We start from the raw sequence: 23,383 nt of genomic DNA, 5'->3' as shown, positions 1-23,383 counted from the left end.
GCTGTTGGTTGCGATGTGCGTGGCTATGATGCCTTGAGACGAACTGACGGCGGGGTTCGCGTTCGCGAACGTCGTGACGATCATGGTGATCGTGACGACATTAATGGAAACCGGCTTCTTGGTCGGGTGCCTCATGAAGATGTACCCTATCGACACGGCGATCGTGAAGGCGTGCCATGGCAGGCAGGCCCGCACCGGAGATGTGGAGATCCTGACGGCGGCGAGCCACATGACGCTGATGTCGTCTGCGCCGATCGCGACGCGCATCGCAGGAGCGATGATGGCGACCGTTACGATGATCGTGCTGGCGTATTTCCGTAAGACGGAAGGCGCGTGTGGGGAGAAGGCCGCGGACTGTACGACGACCACGACCCATCCGCGCACCAACCCGATCGACCTCGCCCTGCGCGCAACCCTCATTGAAATCCAGTGAAACAGACCCGGAAAACAGGCATCGCGATAAAGAGCATTCCGTTGTGGGCGTGGGCTGCGACGGCGGCGCTCTACTTCGCCGCGGCGGCCGCTTCGATGGAGATAGTCTGGCAACGCGCGCTGGATGGGCTCACCGAGGTGGGCGCACACCGCCTGGACCTGTACGCGGCAAGTCTGAAGAGCGAACTGGGCCGCTACGAGATCCTTCCGGCGATCGCTTCGCGCCAGAACAGCATTGAGGTGCTTCTGGAAGCGCCGCCCGACGAGAGAAAGGCACTGCTTCCTTCCGTGAACGACTATCTCCAAGCTGTGAACACGGACGCAGGCAGCGTCGCCGTGGACGTCATCGACCTGAACGGCACCGTCATTGCCGCGAGCAACTGGAAGCAGCCGGTAAGCTTCGTCGGAACGAACGTCGCATATCGCCCCTACTTCAGGGACGCGCTGTCGAGCGGCAGAGGCCGCTTCTTCGGCATCGGCACGAATACGGGCGAGCCGGGCCTGTACTTTGCGAGCGTGGTTCGCGGCGAACAGAAGGTGCTCGGCGCAACGGCCGTCAAGATCAGCGTCGAATCGTTGGAATTCGCCTGGCGCACGCCGAATGAAGCCGCCATGGTCGTCGATAGCAACGGCGTCGTCGTCATATCAACGGTGCCAGCATGGAAGTTCACTGCACTCGCGCCCATCGATGCACAAAAGCAGCAGCAGATCCAGGCGTCGCGCCAGTACGCGGGCCGCGAAGTCGAAACCCTGGCTTACGAAAAACTCGACAGCTGGCGCGACGGTGCTCGGTTCGCGCGCCTGCCCGACTGGTCGCATCCCGGGCGTGAGCGCCGGTATCTGACGATGTCGCGAAGCGCGCCGCAGGCGGGCGATTCGATCATGGTGGTCCTCGATCTCTCGGTCGCGCGGCGTCAGCAGCAGGTCGCGCTGGCGTTCGTGACGGGCGCGTTCCTGATCGCGGGCCTCTATGGCCTCTATGCCGCGCAGCGTCGGCGCGTGATCGCAGAGCGGCTCAAAGCGCAGGACGCCCTGCAACGCGCGAACGACCGCCTGGAAGCCACCGTCCAGCAGCGTACTGCCGCCCTCGTGCTCGCGAACGAACGCATGCAGGAGGAGATTGATGAACGCGCCCGGACCGAGCAGCGGCTGCGCGATTCGCAGCAGGAGCTCGTGCACGCGGGCAAGCTCGCCGTGCTCGGGCAGATGGCGGCCGGCCTCGCCCACGAGTTCAATCAGCCGCTCGTCGCCATCCGCACGCTCTGCGACAACGCGCGGACATTTTTCGAGCGCAATCAGCCCGCGCAGGCTGTCGCCAATCTCGAGCGCGTCGCGAAGCTGATCGACAGCACGGCGGTTTTGACAGCCGAGTTGAAGGCGTTTGCGAGAAAGCCCGACGTGCAGACGATGCCCGTCTCGCTCGGAGATGCGGTTTCGCGTGCGCTGCTCATCCATGAGGCGCGCATCCAGGACGAAGGGGTCCAACTCGCCATCGATATCGCGCCGGACGCGGTCGTGGCGGCCGAACCGGGAGCTCTGCAGCAGGTGATCGTCAATCTGCTCGGCAATGCACTCGATGCGCTCGCCGGCCGCGAAGGACGCCGTATCTGCATCGAGGCGCGTCGGGTGCCGAACGCGGCCCGGGTGGTCTTCTCGATTGCCGACAACGGCCCCGGCATCGACCCGCAAGTGCTTACTCATCTGTTCGAGCCTTTCGTGACGACCAAGCCGCGCGGCCAGGGCCTCGGCCTCGGGCTCGCAATCACCTCCCGCATTGTTGACGGTTTTGGGGGCAGAATCTCGGCCGCCAATCCCACGGGCGGGGGCGCGCAATTCACAATCGATCTCGCAGCGGCGAACGGCGGGGTTGCCACCGATGGAGACACAGATGAACGCGCAGTCGGAGGTTGAAATCCGCGTAGTGGTCGTCGAGGACGACGAGAACGTGCGCCTCGGCGTCGAGCAGGCGTTGGCGCTCGCGGGTTTTGCCGTGGAAGCGCATGCGTCGGCGGCGAGCGCGCTCGGCACGGCCGCACCCGGTGCGCCGGTGGTGTTCGTCTCCGACCTGCGTATGCCTGGCATGGACGGCATGCAACTGCTCGAACGTGTGCTCGCGGTGGATCCGCAGATTCCTGTCGTCCTCATCAGCGGCCACGCGGACATCTCGACCGCGGTCGGGGCGATGCGCGTGGGTGCGTACGACTTCATCGAAAAGCCGTTTTCCTCGGAGCACATCGTGGGACGCGTCGCGCGGGCAGTCGAGAAACGCCGTCTCACGCTGGAGGTTCAGGGCCTGCGCGCCGCGCTTCACAACTGGCGAGGCATTGAGGCACTCGTGCTCGGCAACTCCCCGACCATCGCCGAGGTGCGCAAAAAGATCATGCGGCTCGCGGACACTGCGGTTTCGGTGCTCATTACGGGCGAGACCGGCACCGGTAAGGAACTGATCGCGCGGGCACTGCACGACTATGGCGGCCGGCGTGAGCATCACTTCGTCGCGCTCAATTGCGGCGGTCTGCCAGAGCAGCTATTTGAGAGTGAACTTTTCGGGCACGAGGCGGGCGCATTCACCGGAGCGACCAAGAATCGTATCGGCAAAATTGAGTGGGCCGATCGTGGCACCCTTTTTCTTGACGAGATCGAGACCATGCCCATCGCGTTGCAGATCAAGCTTCTGCGCGTGCTGCAGGAGCGGCGCGTAGAGCGCCTGGGCACAAACGAGTTAATCGCCGTCGATTGCCGGATAATCGCGGCCTCGAAGGCGGATCTCGCCGCGCTTTCCGCTGAGGGGCGTTTTCGTGCTGACCTGTTTTACCGGCTCAACGTCGCGTTGATTGACCTGCCGCCCCTGCGCGAGCGTCGCGAAGACGTGCCGCTGCTGTTTGAGCATTTCGTGCTTGCGGCCGCGCTCCGCTTCGGACAGCCTGCGCCCATCGTCACGGCCGCGCAGGTATCAGAGTTGATGACGCATCAATGGCCCGGTAACGTACGGGAACTCCAAAACGTGGCGGACCGCTTCGTGCTCGGGCTCTCAGGCGATCAACTGATTCCGTCTGGCGATCGGCCACGTGCCAATGGCTCGCTCAACGATCAACTTGCCCAGTTCGAGCGCATGCTGATAGAGGACATGTTGCGCCGCCATCAGGGCAACGTGAATACGGCGAGCGAGGAGCTGGGCATGCCTCGCAAAACGCTTTACCACAAACTGCGGCTACTGAAGCTCCCTGTGAGAGACGCGGGCTGAGCTCGATTCTATTAATGGGATGGGCGCTAGGTCTTCCACCGGGGCATAGCAAACCTGACTGCGTTCCTTCGCTCATAGTGTGGTGCACGCCGCGCTTGATGCAAGCGTGAAACGCGCGATTAGATGTTCTCGCGCAAATCCGACAAGTAGTTGTTCAACTCAGGCAGTGTTATTGGCGCTGTCGCCTCCCGTCACGTCATAGGTGGCGCCGGAGACGAGATAGGCATCGTCGCTGGCGAGGAAGACGACCGCGGGGGCAACGGATTCAGGCGGAAGCCAGGGCACGCCGAGCGGGGATTTCGCAGTGAGCTTTTGCTTTGCCGCGGCTTCGAGTTTGTGGAGCGGTTCGGTGTTGTTCAAGTCATCGATAGCCTGCGCGTACCGCTGCCTGTGGCGGGTGAGCGGCGTGTCGATCAAGCCAGGGATGACCGCGTTGACCGTGATGCCGTATTGCCCAAGCTCCAGGGCGGCCGATTTCATCAGGCCGATGATTCCCCACTTGGAGGCCGAATAGGCCGCACCGTACTTGGTGCCGTGCTGTCCTTGCGTCGAGGACGTGACGATGATGCGGCCGCCGCCGTTCTTCACTAGGTGAGGCGCGACGGCGCGAATGGCATTGCAGGTGCCGTTCAGGTTGACGTCGATCTGATCGTGCCAGTCCGCATCTTCCATCTCCAGGAGCGGCTTGAAAGCTTGGATGCCGGCATTCGCAAAGAGGATGTCGATCTTGCCAAAGGCCTCGGCCGTCCATGCGGCAGCCTCGCGCAAGGCCCCAATGTCACGTTGGTCGAGCTGGCGCGAACCCCATTGCGCCCCTGCGGCTGTAACCAGCCGGCCGGTTTCCTCCAGTTCCTCGACGGAAGCCGGCACCACCTCCAAGGTCTTGCTGACGGCTCCTGCGATGTCGATGCCGACGACGGTGGCACCTTCGCGTGCGAACGCGAGAGCAGTGGCGCGTCCGATGCCGCGTGCGGCCCCCGTGACGATGGCAACCTTCCCCTCTAGACACTTCGATGACATTGGTTTGCTCCTTCAAGATAGAGTCATTGCCTTTACAGACAAGCCTCTGGGCAGCACCCTGAGCTTTTCCGACACTGCATGATCAGTACTATAGTTGGTTCCGATGCGGCGCTCCAGTATCGACCGGGCGCGGGCTGTCACGCCATCGACGATGCGGCCTTCTTCCTGCTCAAGCACATGCGTGACAGCCTCTTCGATGTCTTCACGAACCGAACAGCAGATGCAGCCGCCGGAGCCACGACAGCCATCCTCGCAGCGTTAAGTAAAGTCGATCGACAATCTGCTTAATCCATCGCTTTGGTTTTTTTCACATTTTTGCCCAACAGCCCAACTCCACCGGTAGCTGGTTGGCTAACGGACACGTAAATCCGAGCGGATCGCACAACAACCTGCACAACAACCGACGCGCTCGGAGGGGAGCTCGCCGGACGCCAGCTTGGCACCCAAGAGCCGAACCAGGGACCGCGCATAGACGGTGCCGGTCTCGCAACCTTGCTCGCTTAAACTGCAACCGTTGCGCGCAGGCGATTGACGAGTTGGTTGTCCTTGCCCTGAACCATCGGTGTCAAAGCAAAGTTGAACTCGATCTCCTTGTACGTGTCAACCTTCAGGCCGAGCGCCGTGCCGCCAGTCTTCTCGGTCACAGGCGGGATCAGGCCTTCACGCGTGGCGTACGCGAAGTCGTCCCAGATAAGCGGATCGCCTTCGATGTTGATCTGCGTGGTTAGCTTGCGAAGACCATTGCTCGTCACGAAGAAATGCAGGTGCGCCGAGCGGTTGCCATGCCGTGCCAGCAGGTTCAGCAATTGTTGAGTCGAACCTTGCGGAGGGCAGCCGTAACCCACGGGCATGAGGGTGCGGAACTCATAGGTTCCGTCTTGGCCGGTGCGGACTGCGCCGCGTAGATTGAACGCGCTTTGCGCGTCGGTCGGATCGAAGTGCGAATAGAAGCCCTTCGAATTGGCGTGCCAGCATTCGACGACCGCGCCCGCCAACGGCTTGCCGTCGGGTCCCGTCACCGCACCGCGAATGACGAGCGGACCGGCGTTCGGATCGGCATCGAGATCGATTTTCGACATGCCATCGCGGACCGGAGCGCCTTCCACATACAGCGGGCCTTCGATGGTGCGCGGCGTGCCGCCATCGATTTCGGCTTGCCTGTCTGCAGCATCCATGCGAATGTCGAGATACTTTTCCAGTCCCAGTCCCGCGGCAAGCAATGCGGCCTCGCCATCCTGACCGAGCCTGTTGGTGAAATTCACCCCGGCCCAGATTTCATCGGGCGTCATGTCGAGATCGTCGATGGCCTTAAACAGATCGCTCAACAAGCGATGCGTGATCTGCTTCGCCCGCGCATTGCCGCTATTGCTGCCGAGATTGGTCGCAGCCTCGAGCAAGTCCTGCACTTCCTGATTCGCAAACACTTTGACGCTCATGATTTCTGTCTCCATCGATATTGAGGTTGTTCAACACACTCACACGTCGCCGTCGCGGATGGACGACGGGTGACAGCACAACGGCGTCACCGAAATCTTCATGTAAGTAAAAAGCGGCAAGGCGATGAGCATGTCGTGCAGTTCGGCATTGCTCTCGACATCGAAGACGCTGTAATTCGCGTACTCGCCCGCGACGCCGCCAGATATGACGCCATTTACCGCTCTTTTGGAGCGCCTGCGAATAGGCCTTCTCCCGCGACTTGATTTCATCGGCGACATGGGCTGGCATGTCGGGCGGAAGGTTCACATCCATGCGTACATGGAAAAGCATCGTCGGCCTCCGGGGATTTACTTGATGACTTTCTTCAGACCATCGCGCGTAAAGCGCTTGACCGTGGCTTCGTCGAGTTCGATGCCAAGACCGGGGCCATCCGGCACCGTCAGTTCGAAGTCGCTGTAATCGAGGGGCTTCGTCAGAATTTCTTCGGTAATCAGCAATGGCCCGAACAGCTCTGTGCCCCATTTAAGATTCGCAAAGGTAGAAAAGAGATGCGCCGATGCCACCGTGCTGAACGCGCCTTCGAGCATCGTGCCGCCATAAAGCTCGATGCCAGCGGCATCCGCGATTGCAGCAACACGCTGTGAGGCGAAGAGACCGCCGCTCTGCTCGATCTTGATTGCGAATACGTCCGCGCCGGCGTGCTTCGCAATCTCGAATGCGCTGTCCGGTCCCTGGAGAAGTTCGTCGGCCATCAATGCAACGGGAAAGCGCCGCGTGAGGCGTGCCGTGGCTGCGGGCGATGCGACCGGTTGCTCCACCAGTTCACAGCCCGCATCGGCCAGCGCGGGGATCGCCCACGATGCCTGCGTCTCGCTCCATGCCATGTTCACATCGACGCGCACGGCGGCGCGATCGCCGAGTGCGCGCTTATTGACGTTTTCATAAATCATGACATCACCACAACGTTGCCTGAATCCAGCACGCGGCGATGATCGAAGGTCGGTGCTGAGCGCTTTTGAGTTTGTTGCGAGCAACGGTGTGCAACTCGTTGAGATTGTCGGGGCAGAAGTTCGCAATCGCATGACGCTTGAGCCATGCCCACAGGTACTCGACGGGATTGAGTTCCGGGCAATACGGTGGCAGAAAGGTGATCTGAATAAGGCCGTCGAGCGAATCCAGGTATTGGCGGACAATCGCGGCATGGTGAGGCCTGGCACCATCCCAGATGATAAGCAGCGGCTGCTTCAGATGGGCTTTGAGCGCCTTGAGAAACTCGACCACCTGTTCCTTCTTTACGCTACCTTCGTACAACCGAAACAGGTAGTTCGTGCGACTGAGGCCCGCGATCGCCGACACGTGGTGCCAGTTGAAATGAAACTGGATAACTGGCGTTTGCCCCTTCGGCGCCCAGGTGCGCACCCGTGTGGGGCGCTCGCTGATGCCGGTCTCGTCGATAAAGACAATCAATCGGCCTTCGCGCTTGGCTTTTTTTTAAGCGCGGGCCAGGTGTGCCGCTTCCAGTGGCGCACCGCTTCTTCATCGCGCTCGATTGCGCGCCGCTCAGGCTTCTGTGCGCTGAAACCAAGCGTCCCGAGAATGCGCCAGATTTGCGTGTGTCCGAACTCGACCCCATACATGCGCTTGATGAGCACGCCCACGCGCTTGAGCGTCCATAGCTCGGTGCCAAAGCCGTGTTCGGTCGGCTTCTGTAGCAATACCTGCCGTAGCTGCGCCAATTGCTGCGCATCAAGCCGCGCTGGACGACCTCGACCCGGCACCGCACGCAGCGCATCGATTCCGCCTTCATCGAGTAACCGCTTCCATGTGTACACCGTCTGTCGGGCTACCCCCACGGCAAGTGCCACCTCTGCCGGACCTTTGCCCGCCAAAAGCATCCGGGCGGCCCGCAAACGCTTCTTCGTTGCCTCGTCCAACGGCTTCGTTGCCATGGCGCGCATCTCCGATCAATCCGTCAGAGATATAACGCGCCAGCATCGAATCGGTTGTCATGTTTTACGGAAAACTCAATAATCGTCGCGACATGCTCGATGTCGGTCTTGATGGACTTTGCGCCGATCTTCAGCTTGAAGATGTTGTGACGTCTCGCTTCGAGCATCGTGTGTGCTTCAGTGATGTCACGGTCGCTATCGCCCGAAGCAAGCGTCCATGCCACCGGCAGCCGATCGCGGCGGCGTCCGCCGAGCAGTTCGCTGACCGGCACGCCGAGACGCTTGCCTTGCGCATCGAGCAATGCGGTTTCAAGCGCGCTCTTCGCGAAGTGATTGACTTTGACGAGCTTTCCGAGGTGCGCCATCAATGCCTGCACGCGCGTCGCGTTCTTGCCGATGGACGCAGGCGCGAGATAAGCATCGACCGCGAGCTTCACCGATTCGGGGCTTTCGGGCCCATAAGCCATGCCCGCAAAGGTCGTGCCCTCGCCGATGCCCATGATGCCGTCGCTGCAAAACACCTTGACGAGCATGAGCGTCTGTCCGTGCATCGTCGCGACGGAGAGCTTGTGCGGGCGTATCGTCGGTAAATCGACGAGAGGGGTTTCGATACGTTCGATGATCGCTGCGCTCATTTTTCCGCCCATTTTTATGCCGCAAGCAGGGTTCGCAGGGCCACAGTGGTATCGCGAAGCGCGTCGATATCGAGCGGTTTGCCCGCTGCGAGCAGTCGCTTGCATGCGCCCATGTCGCGACCCGCGTTGACGGCGGCCACGGCGGCCAGCGCACCGGCGCCGTTCAGCGCCAACACGCAGAACGAACCCGACGACGGATCACCGCGCAGCACCGTCTCATGCGCCGGTTCGAAGAGGCCGAGCGTTTGCACGTTGCATTCGTATTGATCCGACCATAGCCACGGCATCTCCGCATAATGCTCTTCTGCGCCGAGCATGTTCGCCGCCGCAATGACGGGCTGGTTCTCGGCGACCTGCCACGACTCAACGCGTACATGTCGCTTCAAAAGCGGGTTGAAATGCATCGTGACCTCGCCCGCCGCGAAGATCGAACAGTCGTCGGTCCTGCATCGCTCGTCCACGACGATGCCGTTGTTTACCTCAAGCTCCGCTGCCTGCGCGAGTTCCACATTCGGCATCACACCAATGCCGACGACGACGATGTCCGCCGCGATATCGCCGCGATCCGTCTCCACGATCGCATGACTTGCCCCACGTCTCACGGCGAGCGGCTTCGTATCGAGCCGCATGCCCACGCCTTTCGTGCGATGCAGCGTGTACATGAAGTCCGCCATTTCCCGCGGCATCGAACGCATGAGCAGTCGTTGCGCTGGCTCGATCAGCACGACCGCGCAATCCGCCTTGATCGCGGACGCCGCTACTTCGAGCCCGATGAAGCCGCCGCCCAGCACCGCGACGCGCTTGCCCGGCGACAGCGCCGCGCGCAGCGCGCGTGCATCGTCGACAGTGCGGACGTAATGCAGCTTCACGCCGTCATCGACATGGCCTGGAAACGGCCGCACGCGCGATCCCGTTGCAAGCAGCAAGCACTCATATTCGATGCGCGTACCATCATTCAACACGACGCTTTGCGACGCGCGATCGATGGCTTCTACGCGCATGCCGAGCCGCATATCGATACGTTGTGCGTCGTACCACGTGGCATCGCGAACGAAGATGCGGCGCTCGTCTTCTTCGGACAGCAACGCGCCTTTCGACAGTTCCGGGCGGTCATAAGGCAACGCGCGTTCATCGCCGATCATGACGATGTGTGCATCGGCATCGCGCGCACGCAGCGTTTCGGCTGCGCGACGCGCGGCGTGTCCCGCGCCGGCGATCACATAAGGCTTACTCGACATGGATCTCGACCTGTCCATCGACGATGCGGATGGAATAGCTGCGCACTGCTTCGGTCACCGGCGCGCAACGCGGCGCGCCGCTGCGAATGTCGAAAAGCCCTTGATGCAGGGGACATTCTACGCAGCCGTCCTCGACGTAGCCTTCCGACAGCCGCGCGTGTCCATGCGTGCAAAGATCGTGCAACGCGAAGACTTCATCGCCGATACGGAAGACCGCAACCGGCTTGTCGCCCGCGACGACCGCTGACGGCTCGCCTTCTGTGAAATCGTCGAGCATGCCGATGGCTTGCCACGTATTCGCCACTTGTTCCATGTCGGATCCCTAGATCGCCGTCGCGAGCAGCGTCTGCACGCGCGATGTGTCGTAGATCACGGGCTTGGCCCGATAACGCAGACCGTCTGCGGTGCGCACGACCTTGTCGAAATACTTGCCCGCCTGATACACGTTCGACTCACCGTTGGTGCGCGTCTGAATCACGACATAGTTGCTTTCGGTTTCGATCACGCCGTCTTGCTCGCGCGTCACAGTCAGCCCCGACGTCATGTGCCGATAGCTGTGCTCCTCGAAGATATTCGCGTGCCGCAACGACACGACGCGATCGCGCAACATCTTCTGATTCGTGCAATGGATGATGCCGACGGGCAAGCCCATGTCCGCGTTTTCCTTCGGCACGATCTCGTACAGGCAGTCTTCCGTGAAGAGCGTGGGTCATGCCTCGAGCTTGCCGTTATCGAGCGCGTTGATGTATTGGTCCTGCAGCACGTGCAGTTCGAACCACAACTTCATCTGTTCCATGCGTCGCCTCGCTGCTCAATAGCCCATCAGGTTTTGGTAGCCGACCCAGAACTTGCGGATCAGGCTTTCGGTGATGACCGTATCCTGCTGATCAGGATTGGCGCGTGACATTTCGATGACCGAAGTCGCATCCGCATCGCGCACGGTTCCGCGCTGCACGAGTTCGGTCGCTTCGGTGTCTTCCATCGAGATATAGCCGGCGGGACCGACTAGATTGGCCTGCTTGATGCGCAGCGCGCGCAAGTCGGGCGTATCGTCCACATAGCCGAAGAAGTGGAAGACCAGCTCGAAGTTGTTCGGCCCTTTCGGCAGCAACTGGCGCGCAACGAGCGTATTGTGGATCTGCTGGACGACGAGCTGCGGAAAGATTGGCTGAATGTGATTCGTCGTGTCTTCTTCGTATTCGGAGACCAGGCCGAGAATGGAATCGTCTTCGAGCGCGAATCCTTCATCGAACGAGCGGATGTTTTGCTGCTTGTACGCGGACGACGTGTCTTCGCCCGTCTTCGTCACGGTGATGATGCTGTGCAGGCCATGCGTCGCGTCCGGAATGGAACGCGCCTTCATGCCGACGCGAAAGATATTGAACGTAGTATGGAACAGATGCAGCATGCTCGCGTGATACGGGTCCTTCACGTTCTCGAAGTACAGTTTCCAGTTGGATTTGGAGCACTGGCGCGTGCAGCCGAGATACTCGATCGGCTTGTGGAAGATGCGGTCGATCCACGGACGCATCTGTACGCCGAGATAGTCAGGCAGCGGCGCCACTTCGTCGCCGAAGCTCGCGAACACGAGGCCCTTGTAGCTATCTACGCGCAGCTTGCGCAGGCTGTGATTCTTCGGGTCGAAATCGGCGGGCATGCCGGTCATGCCTTTTTGTCCGCGCCTGAACGGTACACCGAGCAGATTGCCGCTGTTATCGAAGCTCCATTGGTGATACACGCATGTATGCGAGGTCGCATTGCCGCGCGACTTACGGCACACGGATGCGCCGCGATGCGCGCAGCGGTTCACCCACTTGCGAGGCCGCCGTCCTCGAGCCTCGTTACGACGACCGGCGTATCGCCCACGAACGTGCTCTTGTAATCGCCGGCTTTTGGAATTTCCGCTTCGAGCGCCACGAAATTCCAGGTCGGGCCGCGAAAGATGCGCTCCTGCTCGCGGTCGTACACGGCTTGCGAACTAAAGACCTTGCAGGGCACGCGCGAGCCGTCGTCGTGCGGAAAGTGAACGTGATCCGAATCGGTCGGACCTTGAGGGCGAAAAACCAGTTCAGCCGTTTCCACGGATGTTCTCCTGTTGCGGGGTGCCGTAATCGGTGCGTCACGGTGTCATCGCATTCTTCGGGAAAGAGAATGTCAGGTCTATCCGCCAAAAACGGCACCGTTTCGCGTACTATCCAAAAACAGCGGTACATGAAATTGTCTTCACGCCGTCGAACGCTTCATACAGCCGACCATGTCTCCCAACGTCTTCGCGCCTAACGCATTACGCAGCTATCGGCTCTTCGAGTCGAACGATTTAGACGAAACGCGTGATCGGATCTCGGGCGTCATGCAGCCGCATATGCTGGTGCCCTCCGGGACAGGTCGCGGCCAGTCGTACATGGACTTCGTGAAGTTGGGCCGGCTTGGCTTGGGCGCAATTTCGTTCGGCAGCTCTATGCACGTCGACGTCGAGTCAGTCGATGGTTATTTTCTTCTGATGTTTTGCTTGTCCGGTCAAGCGCGTGTCCGCACGCTTCATGCAGCCGTCGACGTGGATTGCAACAACGCGGTGCTGTGCGCACCGGGTCAACCGTTTGACGCGTGGCTGTCGTCGGATTGCGAACAGTTCGTGCTTCGCATCGATGCTGACGCGTTCCAGGCAGCAAGATGCGGAGCGGGCGCAGGTTTCGCGCCGCGCATATCGATCGACAGCCCGCCTATGCAGGGATGGATGCATCAATTGCGCACGCTGACCGGGTCCTCAGCGCTACTCGATTGCGCGCGGGCAAATGCCGATGTCGCTCGGCACATGGAGGAGCTGTTAATTGAGCTGTTGGCTTGCGCATTGCCAAGAGCGCCTCTGCCCGAAGCGGCGGTAGTGCCGGCGTTCGTCAGGCGGGCCGAGGAATTCATCCGCGCACATGCGGGCGAGCCTTTGCAATTGGACGACATCTCGCGCGCGGCCGGAGTGTCACCACGCACCCTCCGGGAGCGCTTCGGTATGGCTCGTGGCATCAGCCCCATGCAGTTCCTTCGCGATATGCGGATGAAGCTCGCACGGGAAGCGCTGCTGACCGCGGGGCGACATGCACGTATCGCCGACATTGCGCTGGCGTGCGGCTTCTTTCATATCGGGCGATTTTCAGTGGCGTATGCTAAGGAATTCGGTGAACATCCATCGGCGACCTTGCGCAAGCGAGCGAATTAATTGGCTGCCACAAGCGGCAAACGCTGGGTAACCCGACGGGGTCGTAGTTTGACTCGTTATTCTAAGGGCGGTGGCGGGCCAGCCGCTCTGCCTTCACTAGGCCGCTAGTTCGCGCATGACTCGCATACTTCGCATATCTACGAAAGTGCCATATATCGAGTGAACCAAGTGAGACGCGCGTCACTCAACGCGCCTCATTTGTCGAGCCTCCGGCAGCGGGCGAACTGCGTCACCTCACCAGTGTTTCCTACAATGCTGCTGGTCCAGAACACAACGCTGAACTTTTGCGGCATGCGCGATCGGCCTCGCCCCACTTCTTCCGCGGCGAGGTCCTGGTCCGATGCGTTGACGGGTGTCGACGCATCGCATATCGATCTGCCATGCCTGTGTCACCGATCTCGAGATGGCGGTGCGAACCCGCATCTGCCTTGGTTAGACGAAGTCAGTCAAAGCATGGTCCGCACGTGCCAAAGTTCGGGAAACAGCACGACATCGAGCATCTTGCGCAGATAAGACGCGCCCGCCGTCCCGCCCGTGCCGCCCTTGAAGCCGATGATGCGCTCGACCGTCGTCACATGCCGGAAGCGCCATTGCCGGAACGCGTCTTCGAGATCGACGAGTTCCTCCGCCCATTTCGTACAGCTCCCAGTGATGCGACGGATCGCGATACACCGCGAGCCACGCCGCCTCGACGGACGGATCGTGCGTGGTCGGCTGCGTCCAGTCGCGGTTCAGCCGCGCCGGATCGATCTCGAAGCCGCGCCGTGCGAGCAGGCGGATCACTTCGTCGTAGAAGGAGGGCGCCTCCAGCGTCTCGCGCACCTGCGCGAAAATCTCCGGCCGATGCTCGTGGGGCTTGAGCATCTGCGTATTCTTGTTGCCGAGCATGAACTCGATCTGCCGGTACTGATGCGACTGAAACCCCGACGACTGGCCGAGATACGGCCGCATCGCGGTGTATTCGGAGGGCGTCATCGTCGCGAGGACGTTCCACGCCTGCACCAGCTGCTCGAAGATGCGCGACACGCGCGCGAGCATCTTGAAGGCGGGCGGAAGCTCGTCGCGATGCACCGCCGCGAGCGCCGCGCGCAGTTCGTAGAGCGCGAGCTTCATCCATAGCTCGCTCGTCTGATGCTGCACGATGAACAGCATCTCGTTGTGATCGGGCGAGAGCGGATGCTGCGCGTTGAGGATCGAATCGAGGCCGAGATAGTCGCCGTAGCTCATCGAGTCGGAGAAATCGAGCTTGGCGTCGTGCCAGCCTTTTTCCTGCGCCGGTGCGCCGTGGCCGAAGGGACAACCTTTCGCTTCGTTCATGACGTCAATCCTCAGGTCACCGATGCGCGCTCGGCGAACTCGGGCGCGCGCCAGCTCTCGGTCGCGAGCACGTCGCGCAGGGTTTCGACGGCGTCCCACACATCGACGAAGCGCGTGTACAGCGGCGTGAAGCCGAAGCGCAGAATGCGCGGCTCGCGATAATCGCCGATCACGCCGCGCGCGATCAGCGCCTGCATCACCTCATAGCCGTTCGGATGCTCGAAGCTCACCTGCGAGCCGCGTTGCGCGTGCTCGCGCGGCGTCGCGAGCGAGAGCGGGAAGTCGCCGCAGCGCTCTTCGACCAGTTTGATGAACAGATCGCTCAACGCGAGCGACTTGCGGCGCAGCGTCTGCATGTCGGTTTGCAGAAACACGTCGAGCCCGCATTCGACGAGCGACACCGAGACGATCGGCTGGGTGCCGCAGAGAAAGCGGCCGATGCCGTCGTCCGGGCGATACACCGGATTCATCTCGAACGGCTTCTTGTGCCCCCACCAGCCGGAGAGCGGCTGCGAGAACGCGTTCTGATGGCGCTTCGGCACCCACACGAACGCGGGCGAGCCCGGTCCGCCGTTCAGATACTTGTAGGTGCAACCGACCGCATAGTCCGCGTCGACGCCGTTCAGATCGACCGGCACCGCGCCCGCCGAATGCGCGAGATCCCAGACCGCGAGCGCGCCCGCGCGATGAATCGTCTGCGTGAGCGCGGCCATGTCGTGCATGTAGCCGGTGCGGTAGTTGACGTGCGTGATCATCGCGACCGCGGTGTTTTCGTCGATCGCGGCGGGCAGTTCCGCGGGATCATCGACGAGGCGCAGTTCGTAACCGCGATCGAGCTGCTCGATCAAACCCTGCGCGATGTACAGATCCGTCGGAAAGTTCGAACGTTCGGAGACGATCACGCGCCGCTTCGGATCGCGCTCGTTCGCGAGCTTGAGCGCGGCCGACAGAATCTTGAAGAGATTCGCGGAAATCGTGTCCGTCACGACGACCTCGTCCTCGCCCGCGCCGATCAGCGGTGCGAGTTTGTTGCCGAGGCGCTTGGGCAGCGCGAACCAGCCGGCCGTGTTCCAGCTACGGATCAGGCCTTCGCCCCATTCGGCAGCAATTAGGTCGGCGGCGCGCGCGGCGGACGCCCTGGGCGGCACGCCGAGCGAATTGCCGTCGAGATAGATCACGCCATCGACCAAGGCGAACTGGTCGCGCAGAGCGGCGAGCGGATCGTCGCGGTCGAGCGCCGCTGCTTCGTCACGATGTTTCATCGAAAAGTCCATATATTTGAAGATCATCAGGAAAGCGGACGCAGGACGGCCCGGACCGGACTCGCATCGAGCGTCGAGAATTTAAGCGGCAGGGCAACTGAAGGTTGTAAGACTGCTTGCCCGCTGACGGCCGGTCAACTTGACCGGCCCGTCGAATTTAGTCAGGTCTCCTACACCCTAGACACAGAATTACATTTGCCCGCTGCCGTTAATCCGCGACTTAGCCGTCGATCCCGCGCTAGAAAGCCCGTCCATGGGTGCGAACCCGCACCCAAAGCGCTAATTATGCGACCTCGCGGCATGCACATCAGCAACCGGGCCTGTAAGCAGTCGTGGTTCGCACCGTCGATGAGTGATGTGATTCGCTTTCTGCCTTTGGACTCAGTTAGCGGCTGGAGCATCGCGCATGTAACATAGCCCAACGACAAGTCCCACAGCCAGCATGATTAGTGGATAGACTATGCCGGCAATCATATTTCCTGTAATCGCCGCGAATGCGCTCATCACCAAAGGCAGGAAACCGCCGAACCAACCGTTGCCGATGTGGAAGGGAAAAGAAACTGCGGTGTAGCGAATGCGGGGTGGAAAGAGTTCGCTCAGGTACGCGGCCATCGGACCGCTGATCATCGCGGTGCAACTCAGCAACAGCATCAGCAGCAGAATCACGGCTACCCTGTTGACGCGCGCTGGATCTGCCGACGAGGGCCAGCCCTCGTCCATCAACGCAGCTCGAAAGTGTGCTTGGTCAAAACCGGTGAGCGTGGTTGCACCGATGCGCGTGACCACGTTGTCGGCACCTTCGGCCGGCATGGTCGTGTTGTAGTTCACTCCAGCGCCTGACAGGAATTGTCTAACCTCGTCGCAGGTCGACAGACGACTATTGGCTGTCGTAATAAGTCGCATGTGGCAGTCCCTCGCCGCGACGGTGACGGGCACCCGCTGTTGAAATTCCATCAATGCTGGATTTGCGTAATGACCCAATGAAGAGAATACCGGGTAGCAAGTCAGCAATGCCAGAAAGCAACCGGTGAGCATAACCTTGCGCCGCCCAATTCGGTCGGACAAACTGCCGAAGACGATGTAAAGGGGGAGCGTAAGGATCAGGGCCACGGCCATCATCCCATATACCTGCAGCGCATCGACACGAAGCGGACCCGACAAAAGAATCAGCGGTGCAAGCGATGCCGCGATAGAAATCACACCAAGCGGCATGGTAGCGCCCAGCAGTGCGATTAACATATCCTTGAGGTGGCGCGGTTCTCCGAACGTCTCCGTAAGCGGTGCCTTCGACACCTGTCCGGCCGCCTTCATTTTTAGATAGACCGGCGACTCGTCGAGTTTGAAGCGGATCCATATGGACACGGCCAGGAGGATCAGAGAGAACTCGAACGGTACGCGCCAGCCCCATTTCGCAAATGCGTCCGGACCGATTAGCGCGCGCGCGGCAAGAATGACTATTGTGGCCAGCAGGAAACCTGCGGATCCCGTAATCTGAATCCAACTCGTCTTGTAGCCCCGATCACGGCGTGAACAATGCTCGGCTATGTAGACCGTCGCGCCTCCAAATTCGCCTCCCACTGCCAGTCCCTGAAGCAAGCGGAGGATGACCAGTAGCACAGGCGCAGTCCAACCGATTTGAGCGAAAGTTGGCAGAAAACCCACTGCGGCTGTCGACACCCCCATGATGATGATCGTCAACAGGAAGGTGTTCTTGCGACCGGCTATGTCGCCCAGTCTACCGAAAACAAGCGAACCCAGTGGGCGCACCGCAAACCCTGCTCCGAACGTCGCCAGACTCGCAAGCAGGCCAGCCATTTGATTCTCAGGCGGGAAAAACCAGATTCCGAAATAAGTAGCGAGGCTTCCATAGAGAAAGAAATCGTACCACTCGAACACAGTACCGAGTGACGCTCCTAACACCACCATTCGCGACGTGCGGCGCTCCTCTGCGGTGTGCCACTCGCTCGTGGTCGAGTTCATGCTGTTGTGTCCTGTCTCCATATCTTTCATCCCAGCTGTATGATTTGAACGTATCAGACTATGCTCGTCGACCGCCAACAGCACGCACAACACTCGGATCGGCCTTACATCCGAATCCGTAGTTTTCGCGTTTGTTTCGGCTGCAAATAGGTGTCAGCCGAAGCCTCCTCGCGAGGCGCCACATTGATGCGGAGGCCGACCATGAGAGCGAATTACCAGCTTCAGTAGCGAGCATGATCGGACGGCACAGAGAGCACGCATGGCCTGGTCTGCAGCTAACTTCGAACTTGTGTGACCGGATGCCTCTCGCGCGCCCGTTGGCCATTGCATGCGACCTGGAGAAGCAAAAAACGCGACGACGGTATACCACGGTATACCCCCGACGGTCCTCCGCTTTTAGTACGGTGAGGAAATTGCCGCGCGACCGTAGCCTTCGTCTTCACCGTCAATGATGCGGCAGTGCGACGCTTCTTCCTGGGTAAGGATCCGGCGGAAGGACGCAGCGATCCACAAGCTCGCCGCGGCGGCCGCGGCCGGTATAAATTCGGGCAATGCGAGGCGCAGCCTCCGACGTCCAGATGTGCCGCTGGCGGTGCAGAAATAAATCGCTGCGATGTTTACCAGTGGCCGTTGCAACGTGCACGGGCTCGACGATCGCAGATCAAGCCCGCCGGACGGCTGCTTTGTTTTTTTACGTTGCCAAGGAGACAAACGTTGCGTCAAACCTCCGCGAGTTTATCGAGCGGCGGCACGTCGCCTTCGTTGGCAAGAAGCGCGCGCTTTCTCACATATCGCATGATGCTCGTAGAACCGTAGCGCGAGCCGCCCATACCGGATTTCTTGAAAGCAGTCTTCTCGCCCGCGAACATCATCACGCGCGGGAGTTCCGTGTCGTTGATGCTCACGCCGCCCGCTTCCATCTTTGTCGCGAAATCGCCGGCCGTGTGCGTGTCGGGGCCGAACACCGCGCCGCTCAGGCCGAACATCGAGTCATTCATCAGCCGCTCGGCTTCGTCGACGTCCGTGAAGCGCATCACCGGCACGATGGGTCCGAAGGTCTCCTCGGTCATCAGCGACATGTCGTGCGTCACGCCGGTCACGATCGTCGGGTCGATCCACACAGCACCGTCCACCGTTTCGCTCTTACCGCCGAGTACGATCTTCGCCCCCTTCGCCACGGCGTCATCGAGTTGCGCGTCGATGATCTTGGCCTGCTGCGCGAAGATCATCGGACCATAGTGGCCGCCATCGCCCGCGGCGTGGCTGCGCCTGAGCGTCTTCGCCTGCGCGACGAGTTCCGCGACTAGCGCGTCATGCAGCGATTCATGCGCATACACGCGCTCGATCGCATAACAGACTTGTCCCGAGTTATAGAGCGCGCTGCGCAAGATGCTGGTCGCCGCGCGCGCGACATCCGATCCCTCGAGCACGACCGCCGCGTCCTTGCCGCCCAGTTCGAGGAACGCGGGGACGAACGCCTGCGCGGCCGCGGCCGCAATCTTCTGCCCGGTCGGTATGCTGCCGGTGAACACGATGGCATCGGCCTGCGCGACGATCGCCGCGCCGGTCTCCGCCCCGCCCCGTACGAGATTGACGATGCCCTTCAGCGCAGGCACCGCATCGATCGAACGGATCAACGGTTCCACGAAGCGCGGTGTCACTTCGCTCGGCTTGATGACGACAGCCGCGCCTGCGACCAGCGCGGGAATCGCATCGATGAACGACAGCACGAGGGGAAAGTTCCAGGGGCTGATGACGCCCACTACCGGATACGGCGCATACGTCACCTTGAAGACGATGTCGGGATGCGCATCGAGTTTGCGGAACGGCGTGGCCAGCACCTCGGGTGCAGCCTCGCAGAAGCCGTGAATGAAATGGATGACGGCGCCGAGTTCTTCTTCCGAAATGCGATGACGCGCGGTATCGACAGCGAGCGCCGCGACGATATCGCCGCCATGCGCTTCGAGCTGACGGGCCCAGTCAGCAAGCGCCTTGATGCGATGCTCGAGTCCGAGCGCCGCCCAAGCGCGCTGTGCGTGGCGTGCTTCGCCCGTCACGGCTGAGACGTCCTGCGCGGTTGCCGATGCGAACTCGTAATCGTGCTCGCCCGTGCGAGGATTGCGTACTTGGATTGACTTCATCATATTTCCGGTCTGTTGATCGGTGGCCTCGAAGGCCGGGTGGCATAGGGTGAGACGATGCTATCAACAGACGTCGCGGCATGGCAGCCAGTCAGGGGCGATGCGGCCGATTTCCTAAATTTGAATGCCTTGATCCAATGTGACGCGTGCGCCTCACGGTTTGCCCGCGTTCTCGATCCTGGCAGATTGCCCCCTCGCGGGCGCGCTGGCATCGGTCATGCCCTCGGGCGCGAGAGAGGCTTTGCCTGCCGGCGCTTCGTGTCGCTGAATCGCGGGGCTCGCAAGCCGGCGCGCGTCTTTCGGCGCGAACCCGAAGTAGTCACGAAACGCGGCGGTGAAGCTGGTTTGATGCTGGTAGCTGGTCGCAAGCGCGACCTGTCCTACCGGTAACCGTTCGTCGACGAGCAGCCGCAACGCATGATTCATGCGGCAACGATGCCCGTATTCGAAGATGGTCATGCCGTACAGGAACTTGAAGCCGCGCTTCAGCTTCGACGAGTTGGTGCCGACTGCGCGCGCTAGTTCCGGGATGGTCGGCGAAACACGCAAGTCTGACACGATGATCTTTTGCGCCCGCTCGATGAGCCGCAGATCGCGCGCGGAAAGCGTCTCCCCGGGCTTGTCCTCGTTGAGATGGGCAAGCCACATCTCGATGCAGGCACAGAGGATCTCGGTGCATTTGCCTTCAAGATAGAGCAACTGCCGCGCGCCGCGATAGGGCGACGCGAGCAGTTGCTCCGCAATCTGCAAGGCCTCGACGCTGAATGGCATCTGACGGTTGTAGATCTGATCGTGACCGATCGTGGCGAGCTCGGAGCGGATCTTGTCGGCCTCGCCGCCGAGCGCATGTGCGAGGCGATCGAAATAGCGTCTCGCCACGTACATGCCAACCGATTGCCACGGCCCGGGCCCGCAGGTCACCTGATATTGCACGTCGGTGCCCTGGACGCACACGAGCAGGTTGGGCGCGTTGACGTGCAACTGACCCGCGTCCGAGAAATCCACGCTCGCGGGACCCGAGAGCGAAAAGTGGAATTCGATGAATCCCTCTGGCAGGACGTTCTCAGAACGACTGTGCGCGTAGTTGCAGTCCGACACGACAAGAAAGATATCGTCGCGGATGCTTGCCATCTTCCAGGCGCCCTCCTCCGCTTCGCCCGGTACCGAGACGATCGCACCGTACAGGCCGAACTCGGGCACGCTCACGCAGTCGGGACGCACCCGCAATTGATAGAACGCTTCCGTTAGGCGTGCCTGCGGCCCCGCCAGCGCGTTTCTGAAGAGTCCCGTATGGTCGTTCGTCATTGCGTCTCCCTATAATAGCCGCGCGGCGGCGCTTCCCTCTTCCTCTTCGCCGCGCGCGCTTCATTATCTGCCATCAAACGGACCATCCGTCGCCGGAAGCATGGTGTCGCGTGCTCCTCGACGCTGCGGGCACGGCAAAAAGAACCCAATTCCTAATTTTTGTGCGTTTTTGCGAATCATCGGCCCTTATTCGTCGGCTATAAGGGAAGCACCGGCGCGTGCTGCCGCTTCATGCGGCATGGGCGCTTTCATTCACGATTCGCGAATTTGCTCACGATGAGACACTACCTCTCCCGCCTGCGCGCGCGCGGCGACCTTTTGACCGTCACACGAGAAGTCAATCCGCGCTTCGAAGTGGCTGCGGTCGCGCGACGGCTTCAGCGCGAAAACACCCAGCCCGTCCTGTTCGAGAACGTGCGCGGAAGCAAGCTGCCTGTATTGCTCAATCTGTACAGCGATCATGACCGCTTGCGCGAGATCATCCGCTGCGCACCCGATGAAACGTTCTGTGCCCGTCTCGATCGCGAAATCTCGCTCGCCTCGACTATGGACAACACGTTCGAACACGTTGCGATGCCCTCCGACTGGGTGACCGGTACGTTGTCCGATCTGCCCATTCTGACCTATCACGAGCGCGACGGGGCACCCTACATCACGTCCGGCATCTTTCTGGCGAAAGACCCCGACAGCGGCGTGCCGAATCTGTCGTTTCACCGCTCCATGGTCGTCTCCGACTCCGAGCTGCGCATTCGTCTGGGCAGCAGCCACGATCTCGCGCAGTACCAGTTGCGCGCCGAGGCACGCGGCGAGCCGCTGGATGCTGCGATCCTGATCGGCGCGGCACCCGAACTCTTCATGAGCGCGTGTGTCTCCCTGCCACCCGACGCCGACGAGTTGGCGCTCGCGGCCGCGATGCGCGGCGGCCCCCTCGCGATGCGCCGCGCGCTCACGCTCGACCTGGACATTCCGGTGGCCGCCGAGATCGTGATCGAAGGCCGCATCCTGCCGAACGAGCGGCGTCCCGAAGGGCCGTTCGGCGAATTCATGGGCTATTACGTCGAAGTCGGCGACAACCACGTCTTCGAAGTAACGCATGTCGGCTGGCGCGAAGGCGCCGTCTTTCACGGCCTCGTTTGCGGCTCCGACGAAGACCTGCGTCCGCTCGAAGCGGCGACTGCGGCCCGCATCTACAAGGCGGTATCGGCGCAGGTGCGCGGCGTGCTCGACGTCACCTGCAAGCCGACGGTCATGAACACGATCATCAAGATCGACAAGCAATACGACGGCCACGCGCAGCATGCATTGCTCGCCGCGCTCGGCTCGCATCTCGACTACAACAAACTGTGCATCGTCGTCGACAAGGACGTCGACATTTACGACATGAACGAAGTCATCTGGGCCTTTCTTACGCGCGGCCGCGCGGACACGCGCACGATGGTGATCCCGGACGTGCCCGGCTTTTATCGCGATCCGCACAAGGACCACTGGGGCCGCCTTGCAATCGACGCCACCAAGCCGTGGGGCCGCGAAGCAGAGTTCGAGCGCAAGTCCATCCCGGGCGCCGACACGCTCGCGCTCGACGATTACCTGCCGCACTTCAATCCGCGAGCGTCCCGATGAACCCGCGCCAGCCCCGCATCGTCGTCGCGATCACGGGCGCGACGGGCGCAATCTACGGCGTGCGTCTGCTCGCAGCGCTGCGCGAGCGCGCGGTCGAAACCCATCTGATCGTGTCGCGCGCGGGCTGGCTCACGCTGCACGACGAGATGACGCTCGAACGCACGGCCGTACGCGCACTCGCGAGCGAATGGCACGAGCCCGGTGAAATCGGTGCGACGCTCGCGAGCGGATCGTTCCAGCATGACGGCATGGTGGTCGCGCCGTGCTCCATGAAGACCCTCGCGGCGATCGCGCACGGCCTCGACGACAATCTCGTCACGCGCGCCGCCGACGTCACGCTCAAGGAGCGGCGCAAGCTCGTGCTGCTCGCGCGTGAAACGCCGCTCACGCTCGCGCATCTGAACAACATGACGCTCGTCACGCAGATGGGCGGCATCATCATGCCACCGCTGCCGTCTTTCTATGCCAAGCCTGACAGTATCGAGGCACTGGTCGATTACACGGTCCAGCGCGTGCTCGATCAGCTCGGCATCAATGACCCGGACGCGTACGCACGATGGGCGGGGCTGACTAAAGCGAGCTGATCGCATTG

At 61.3% G+C, this 23,383-nt stretch carries 16 protein-coding genes and 6 pseudogenes; 7 read left to right on the top strand and 15 right to left on the bottom strand.

Going from position 1 to position 23,383, the window contains the following annotated elements:
* Window positions 1–82: 82 nt before the first annotated feature.
* The 3 genes from ACEN42_RS41500 (at window position 83) to ACEN42_RS41490 (ending at window position 3,676) form a co-directional block, all read left to right on the top strand.
* Window positions 83–433, top strand: coding sequence for a 2-hydroxycarboxylate transporter family protein (locus ACEN42_RS41500; RefSeq protein ID WP_371884687.1), 351 nt, complete (start codon window positions 83–85; stop codon window positions 431–433).
* Between the two features lie 95 nt (window positions 434–528).
* Window positions 529–2,343: an ATP-binding protein gene (locus tag ACEN42_RS41495; RefSeq protein ID WP_371884686.1), complete on the top strand. Its 1,815-nt coding sequence runs from the start codon at window positions 529–531 to the stop codon at window positions 2,341–2,343.
* Window positions 2,321–3,676, top strand: coding sequence for a sigma-54-dependent transcriptional regulator (locus tag ACEN42_RS41490; RefSeq protein ID WP_371884144.1), 1,356 nt, complete (start codon window positions 2,321–2,323; stop codon window positions 3,674–3,676). The genes ACEN42_RS41495 and ACEN42_RS41490 overlap by 23 nt, the downstream gene beginning before the upstream one ends.
* 159 nt (window positions 3,677–3,835) lie before the next feature.
* Here ACEN42_RS41490 and ACEN42_RS41485 read toward each other — a convergent pair whose 3' ends face one another.
* Window positions 3,836–4,696 carry an SDR family NAD(P)-dependent oxidoreductase gene (locus ACEN42_RS41485; RefSeq protein ID WP_371884143.1) on the bottom strand — a complete coding sequence of 287 codons (861 nt, stop codon included), beginning with the start codon at window positions 4,694–4,696 and terminating at the stop codon, window positions 3,836–3,838.
* A 78-nt stretch (window positions 4,697–4,774) separates the two neighbouring features.
* On the opposite strand from ACEN42_RS41485, the gene ACEN42_RS41480 reads away from it, so the two are divergent.
* Window positions 4,775–4,984, top strand: a complete 210-nt coding sequence (locus ACEN42_RS41480; protein WP_371884142.1) for a hypothetical protein — start codon at window positions 4,775–4,777, stop codon at window positions 4,982–4,984.
* 212 nt (window positions 4,985–5,196) lie between these two features.
* On the opposite strand, the gene catA is transcribed toward ACEN42_RS41480, so the two are convergent.
* The 9 genes and pseudogenes from catA to andAc all read right to left on the bottom strand — a co-directional run bounded on the left by catA (window position 5,197) and on the right by andAc (window position 12,037).
* On the bottom strand, window positions 5,197–6,132 hold the full coding sequence (gene catA / locus ACEN42_RS41475) for a catechol 1,2-dioxygenase (protein WP_371884141.1): 936 nt from the start codon (window positions 6,130–6,132) through the stop codon (window positions 5,197–5,199).
* Window positions 6,133–6,171: 39 nt separating this feature from the next.
* Window positions 6,172–6,463, bottom strand: a pseudogene (catC, locus tag ACEN42_RS41470) (muconolactone Delta-isomerase).
* 17 nt (window positions 6,464–6,480) lie between these two features.
* A pseudogene (locus ACEN42_RS41465) lies at window positions 6,481–7,062 on the bottom strand (enolase C-terminal domain-like protein); the annotation flags it as partial.
* A gap of 25 nt (window positions 7,063–7,087) precedes the next feature.
* Window positions 7,088–8,082, bottom strand: a protein-coding gene (locus tag ACEN42_RS41460) for an IS630 family transposase (protein ID WP_371880194.1) whose coding sequence is annotated in 2 segments (ribosomal slippage) — window positions 7,088–7,617 and window positions 7,617–8,082 — 996 coding nt in all. Because the reading frame shifts where the segments join, the coding sequence is not laid out codon by codon here.
* Between the two features lie 80 nt (window positions 8,083–8,162).
* Window positions 8,163–8,717: pseudogene (locus ACEN42_RS41455) on the bottom strand (muconate cycloisomerase); the annotation flags it as partial.
* Window positions 8,718–8,731: 14 nt separating this feature from the next.
* Window positions 8,732–9,955 carry an anthranilate 1,2-dioxygenase system ferredoxin--NAD(+) reductase gene (gene andAa / locus ACEN42_RS41450; protein ID WP_371884140.1) on the bottom strand — a complete coding sequence of 408 codons (1,224 nt, stop codon included), beginning with the start codon at window positions 9,953–9,955 and terminating at the stop codon, window positions 8,732–8,734.
* Window positions 9,945–10,268 (bottom strand): anthranilate 1,2-dioxygenase ferredoxin subunit AndAb, encoded by a 324-nt coding sequence (andAb, locus tag ACEN42_RS41445; RefSeq protein ID WP_371884139.1) that lies wholly within the window; start codon window positions 10,266–10,268, stop codon window positions 9,945–9,947. Before andAb ends, andAa begins: the two co-directional genes overlap by 11 nt.
* A 9-nt stretch (window positions 10,269–10,277) precedes the next feature.
* Window positions 10,278–10,751: pseudogene (gene andAd, locus ACEN42_RS41440) on the bottom strand (anthranilate 1,2-dioxygenase small subunit AndAd).
* Between the two features lie 15 nt (window positions 10,752–10,766).
* Window positions 10,767–12,037 (bottom strand): annotated as a pseudogene (gene andAc, locus ACEN42_RS41435) (anthranilate 1,2-dioxygenase large subunit AndAc).
* A gap of 172 nt (window positions 12,038–12,209) precedes the next feature.
* On the opposite strand from andAc, the gene andR reads away from it, so the two are divergent.
* A complete protein-coding gene (gene andR / locus ACEN42_RS41430; protein ID WP_371884138.1) occupies window positions 12,210–13,166 on the top strand; it encodes an anthranilate 1,2-dioxygenase regulatory protein AndR in 957 nt (318 codons plus the stop codon).
* A 446-nt stretch (window positions 13,167–13,612) separates the two neighbouring features.
* Here the strand turns inward: andR and kynA are convergent.
* The 5 genes and pseudogenes from kynA to ACEN42_RS41405 form a co-directional block, all read right to left on the bottom strand.
* Window positions 13,613–14,483 (bottom strand): annotated as a pseudogene (kynA, locus tag ACEN42_RS41425) (tryptophan 2,3-dioxygenase).
* Window positions 14,484–14,494: 11 nt separating this feature from the next.
* On the bottom strand, window positions 14,495–15,745 hold the full coding sequence (gene kynU, locus ACEN42_RS41420; protein ID WP_371884137.1) for a kynureninase: 1,251 nt from the start codon (window positions 15,743–15,745) through the stop codon (window positions 14,495–14,497).
* Window positions 15,746–16,126: 381 nt separating this feature from the next.
* Window positions 16,127–17,725 carry an MFS transporter gene (locus ACEN42_RS41415; protein WP_371884136.1) on the bottom strand — a complete coding sequence of 533 codons (1,599 nt, stop codon included), beginning with the start codon at window positions 17,723–17,725 and terminating at the stop codon, window positions 16,127–16,129.
* 719 nt (window positions 17,726–18,444) lie between these two features.
* Window positions 18,445–19,869, bottom strand: a complete 1,425-nt coding sequence (locus ACEN42_RS41410) for an aldehyde dehydrogenase family protein (RefSeq protein WP_371884135.1) — start codon at window positions 19,867–19,869, stop codon at window positions 18,445–18,447.
* Between the two features lie 150 nt (window positions 19,870–20,019).
* A complete protein-coding gene (locus ACEN42_RS41405) occupies window positions 20,020–21,171 on the bottom strand; it encodes a helix-turn-helix transcriptional regulator (protein WP_371884134.1) in 1,152 nt (383 codons plus the stop codon).
* Between the two features lie 276 nt (window positions 21,172–21,447).
* Between ACEN42_RS41405 and ACEN42_RS41400 the strand changes: the two genes are divergently transcribed.
* The gene (locus tag ACEN42_RS41400; protein ID WP_371884133.1) at window positions 21,448–22,791 is read left to right on the top strand and encodes a UbiD family decarboxylase; all 1,344 of its coding nucleotides are present in this window, start codon (window positions 21,448–21,450) and stop codon (window positions 22,789–22,791) included.
* On the top strand, window positions 22,788–23,375 hold the full coding sequence (locus tag ACEN42_RS41395; RefSeq protein ID WP_371884132.1) for a UbiX family flavin prenyltransferase: 588 nt from the start codon (window positions 22,788–22,790) through the stop codon (window positions 23,373–23,375). Before ACEN42_RS41400 ends, ACEN42_RS41395 begins: the two co-directional genes overlap by 4 nt.
* Window positions 23,376–23,383 lie beyond the last annotated feature (8 nt).

This window comes from Caballeronia sp. S22, from assembly GCF_964261745.1.
Classification (GTDB): Bacteria; Pseudomonadota; Gammaproteobacteria; order Burkholderiales; family Burkholderiaceae; genus Caballeronia; species Caballeronia jiangsuensis.
Note: the sequence above shows the minus strand (reverse complement) of the source record. Positions and strands in the feature narration are given on the sequence as shown.

Coding starts and splice junctions, on each gene's coding strand:
- ACEN42_RS41500 (WP_371884687.1), top strand. CDS start 83: ATGGTGATCGTGACGACATTAATGGAAACCGGCTTCTTGGTCGGGTGC.
- ACEN42_RS41495 (WP_371884686.1), top strand. CDS start 529: ATGGAGATAGTCTGGCAACGCGCGCTGGATGGGCTCACCGAGGTGGGC.
- ACEN42_RS41490 (WP_371884144.1), top strand. CDS start 2,321: ATGAACGCGCAGTCGGAGGTTGAAATCCGCGTAGTGGTCGTCGAGGAC.
- ACEN42_RS41485 (WP_371884143.1), bottom strand. CDS start 4,696: ATGTCATCGAAGTGTCTAGAGGGGAAGGTTGCCATCGTCACGGGGGCC.
- ACEN42_RS41480 (WP_371884142.1), top strand. CDS start 4,775: ATGATCAGTACTATAGTTGGTTCCGATGCGGCGCTCCAGTATCGACCG.
- catA (WP_371884141.1), bottom strand. CDS start 6,132: ATGAGCGTCAAAGTGTTTGCGAATCAGGAAGTGCAGGACTTGCTCGAG.
- andAa (WP_371884140.1), bottom strand. CDS start 9,955: ATGTCGAGTAAGCCTTATGTGATCGCCGGCGCGGGACACGCCGCGCGT.
- andAb (WP_371884139.1), bottom strand. CDS start 10,268: ATGGAACAAGTGGCGAATACGTGGCAAGCCATCGGCATGCTCGACGAT.
- andR (WP_371884138.1), top strand. CDS start 12,210: ATGTCTCCCAACGTCTTCGCGCCTAACGCATTACGCAGCTATCGGCTC.
- kynU (WP_371884137.1), bottom strand. CDS start 15,745: ATGAAACATCGTGACGAAGCAGCGGCGCTCGACCGCGACGATCCGCTC.
- ACEN42_RS41415 (WP_371884136.1), bottom strand. CDS start 17,725: ATGAACTCGACCACGAGCGAGTGGCACACCGCAGAGGAGCGCCGCACG.
- ACEN42_RS41410 (WP_371884135.1), bottom strand. CDS start 19,869: ATGATGAAGTCAATCCAAGTACGCAATCCTCGCACGGGCGAGCACGAT.
- ACEN42_RS41405 (WP_371884134.1), bottom strand. CDS start 21,171: ATGACGAACGACCATACGGGACTCTTCAGAAACGCGCTGGCGGGGCCG.
- ACEN42_RS41400 (WP_371884133.1), top strand. CDS start 21,448: ATGAGACACTACCTCTCCCGCCTGCGCGCGCGCGGCGACCTTTTGACC.
- ACEN42_RS41395 (WP_371884132.1), top strand. CDS start 22,788: ATGAACCCGCGCCAGCCCCGCATCGTCGTCGCGATCACGGGCGCGACG.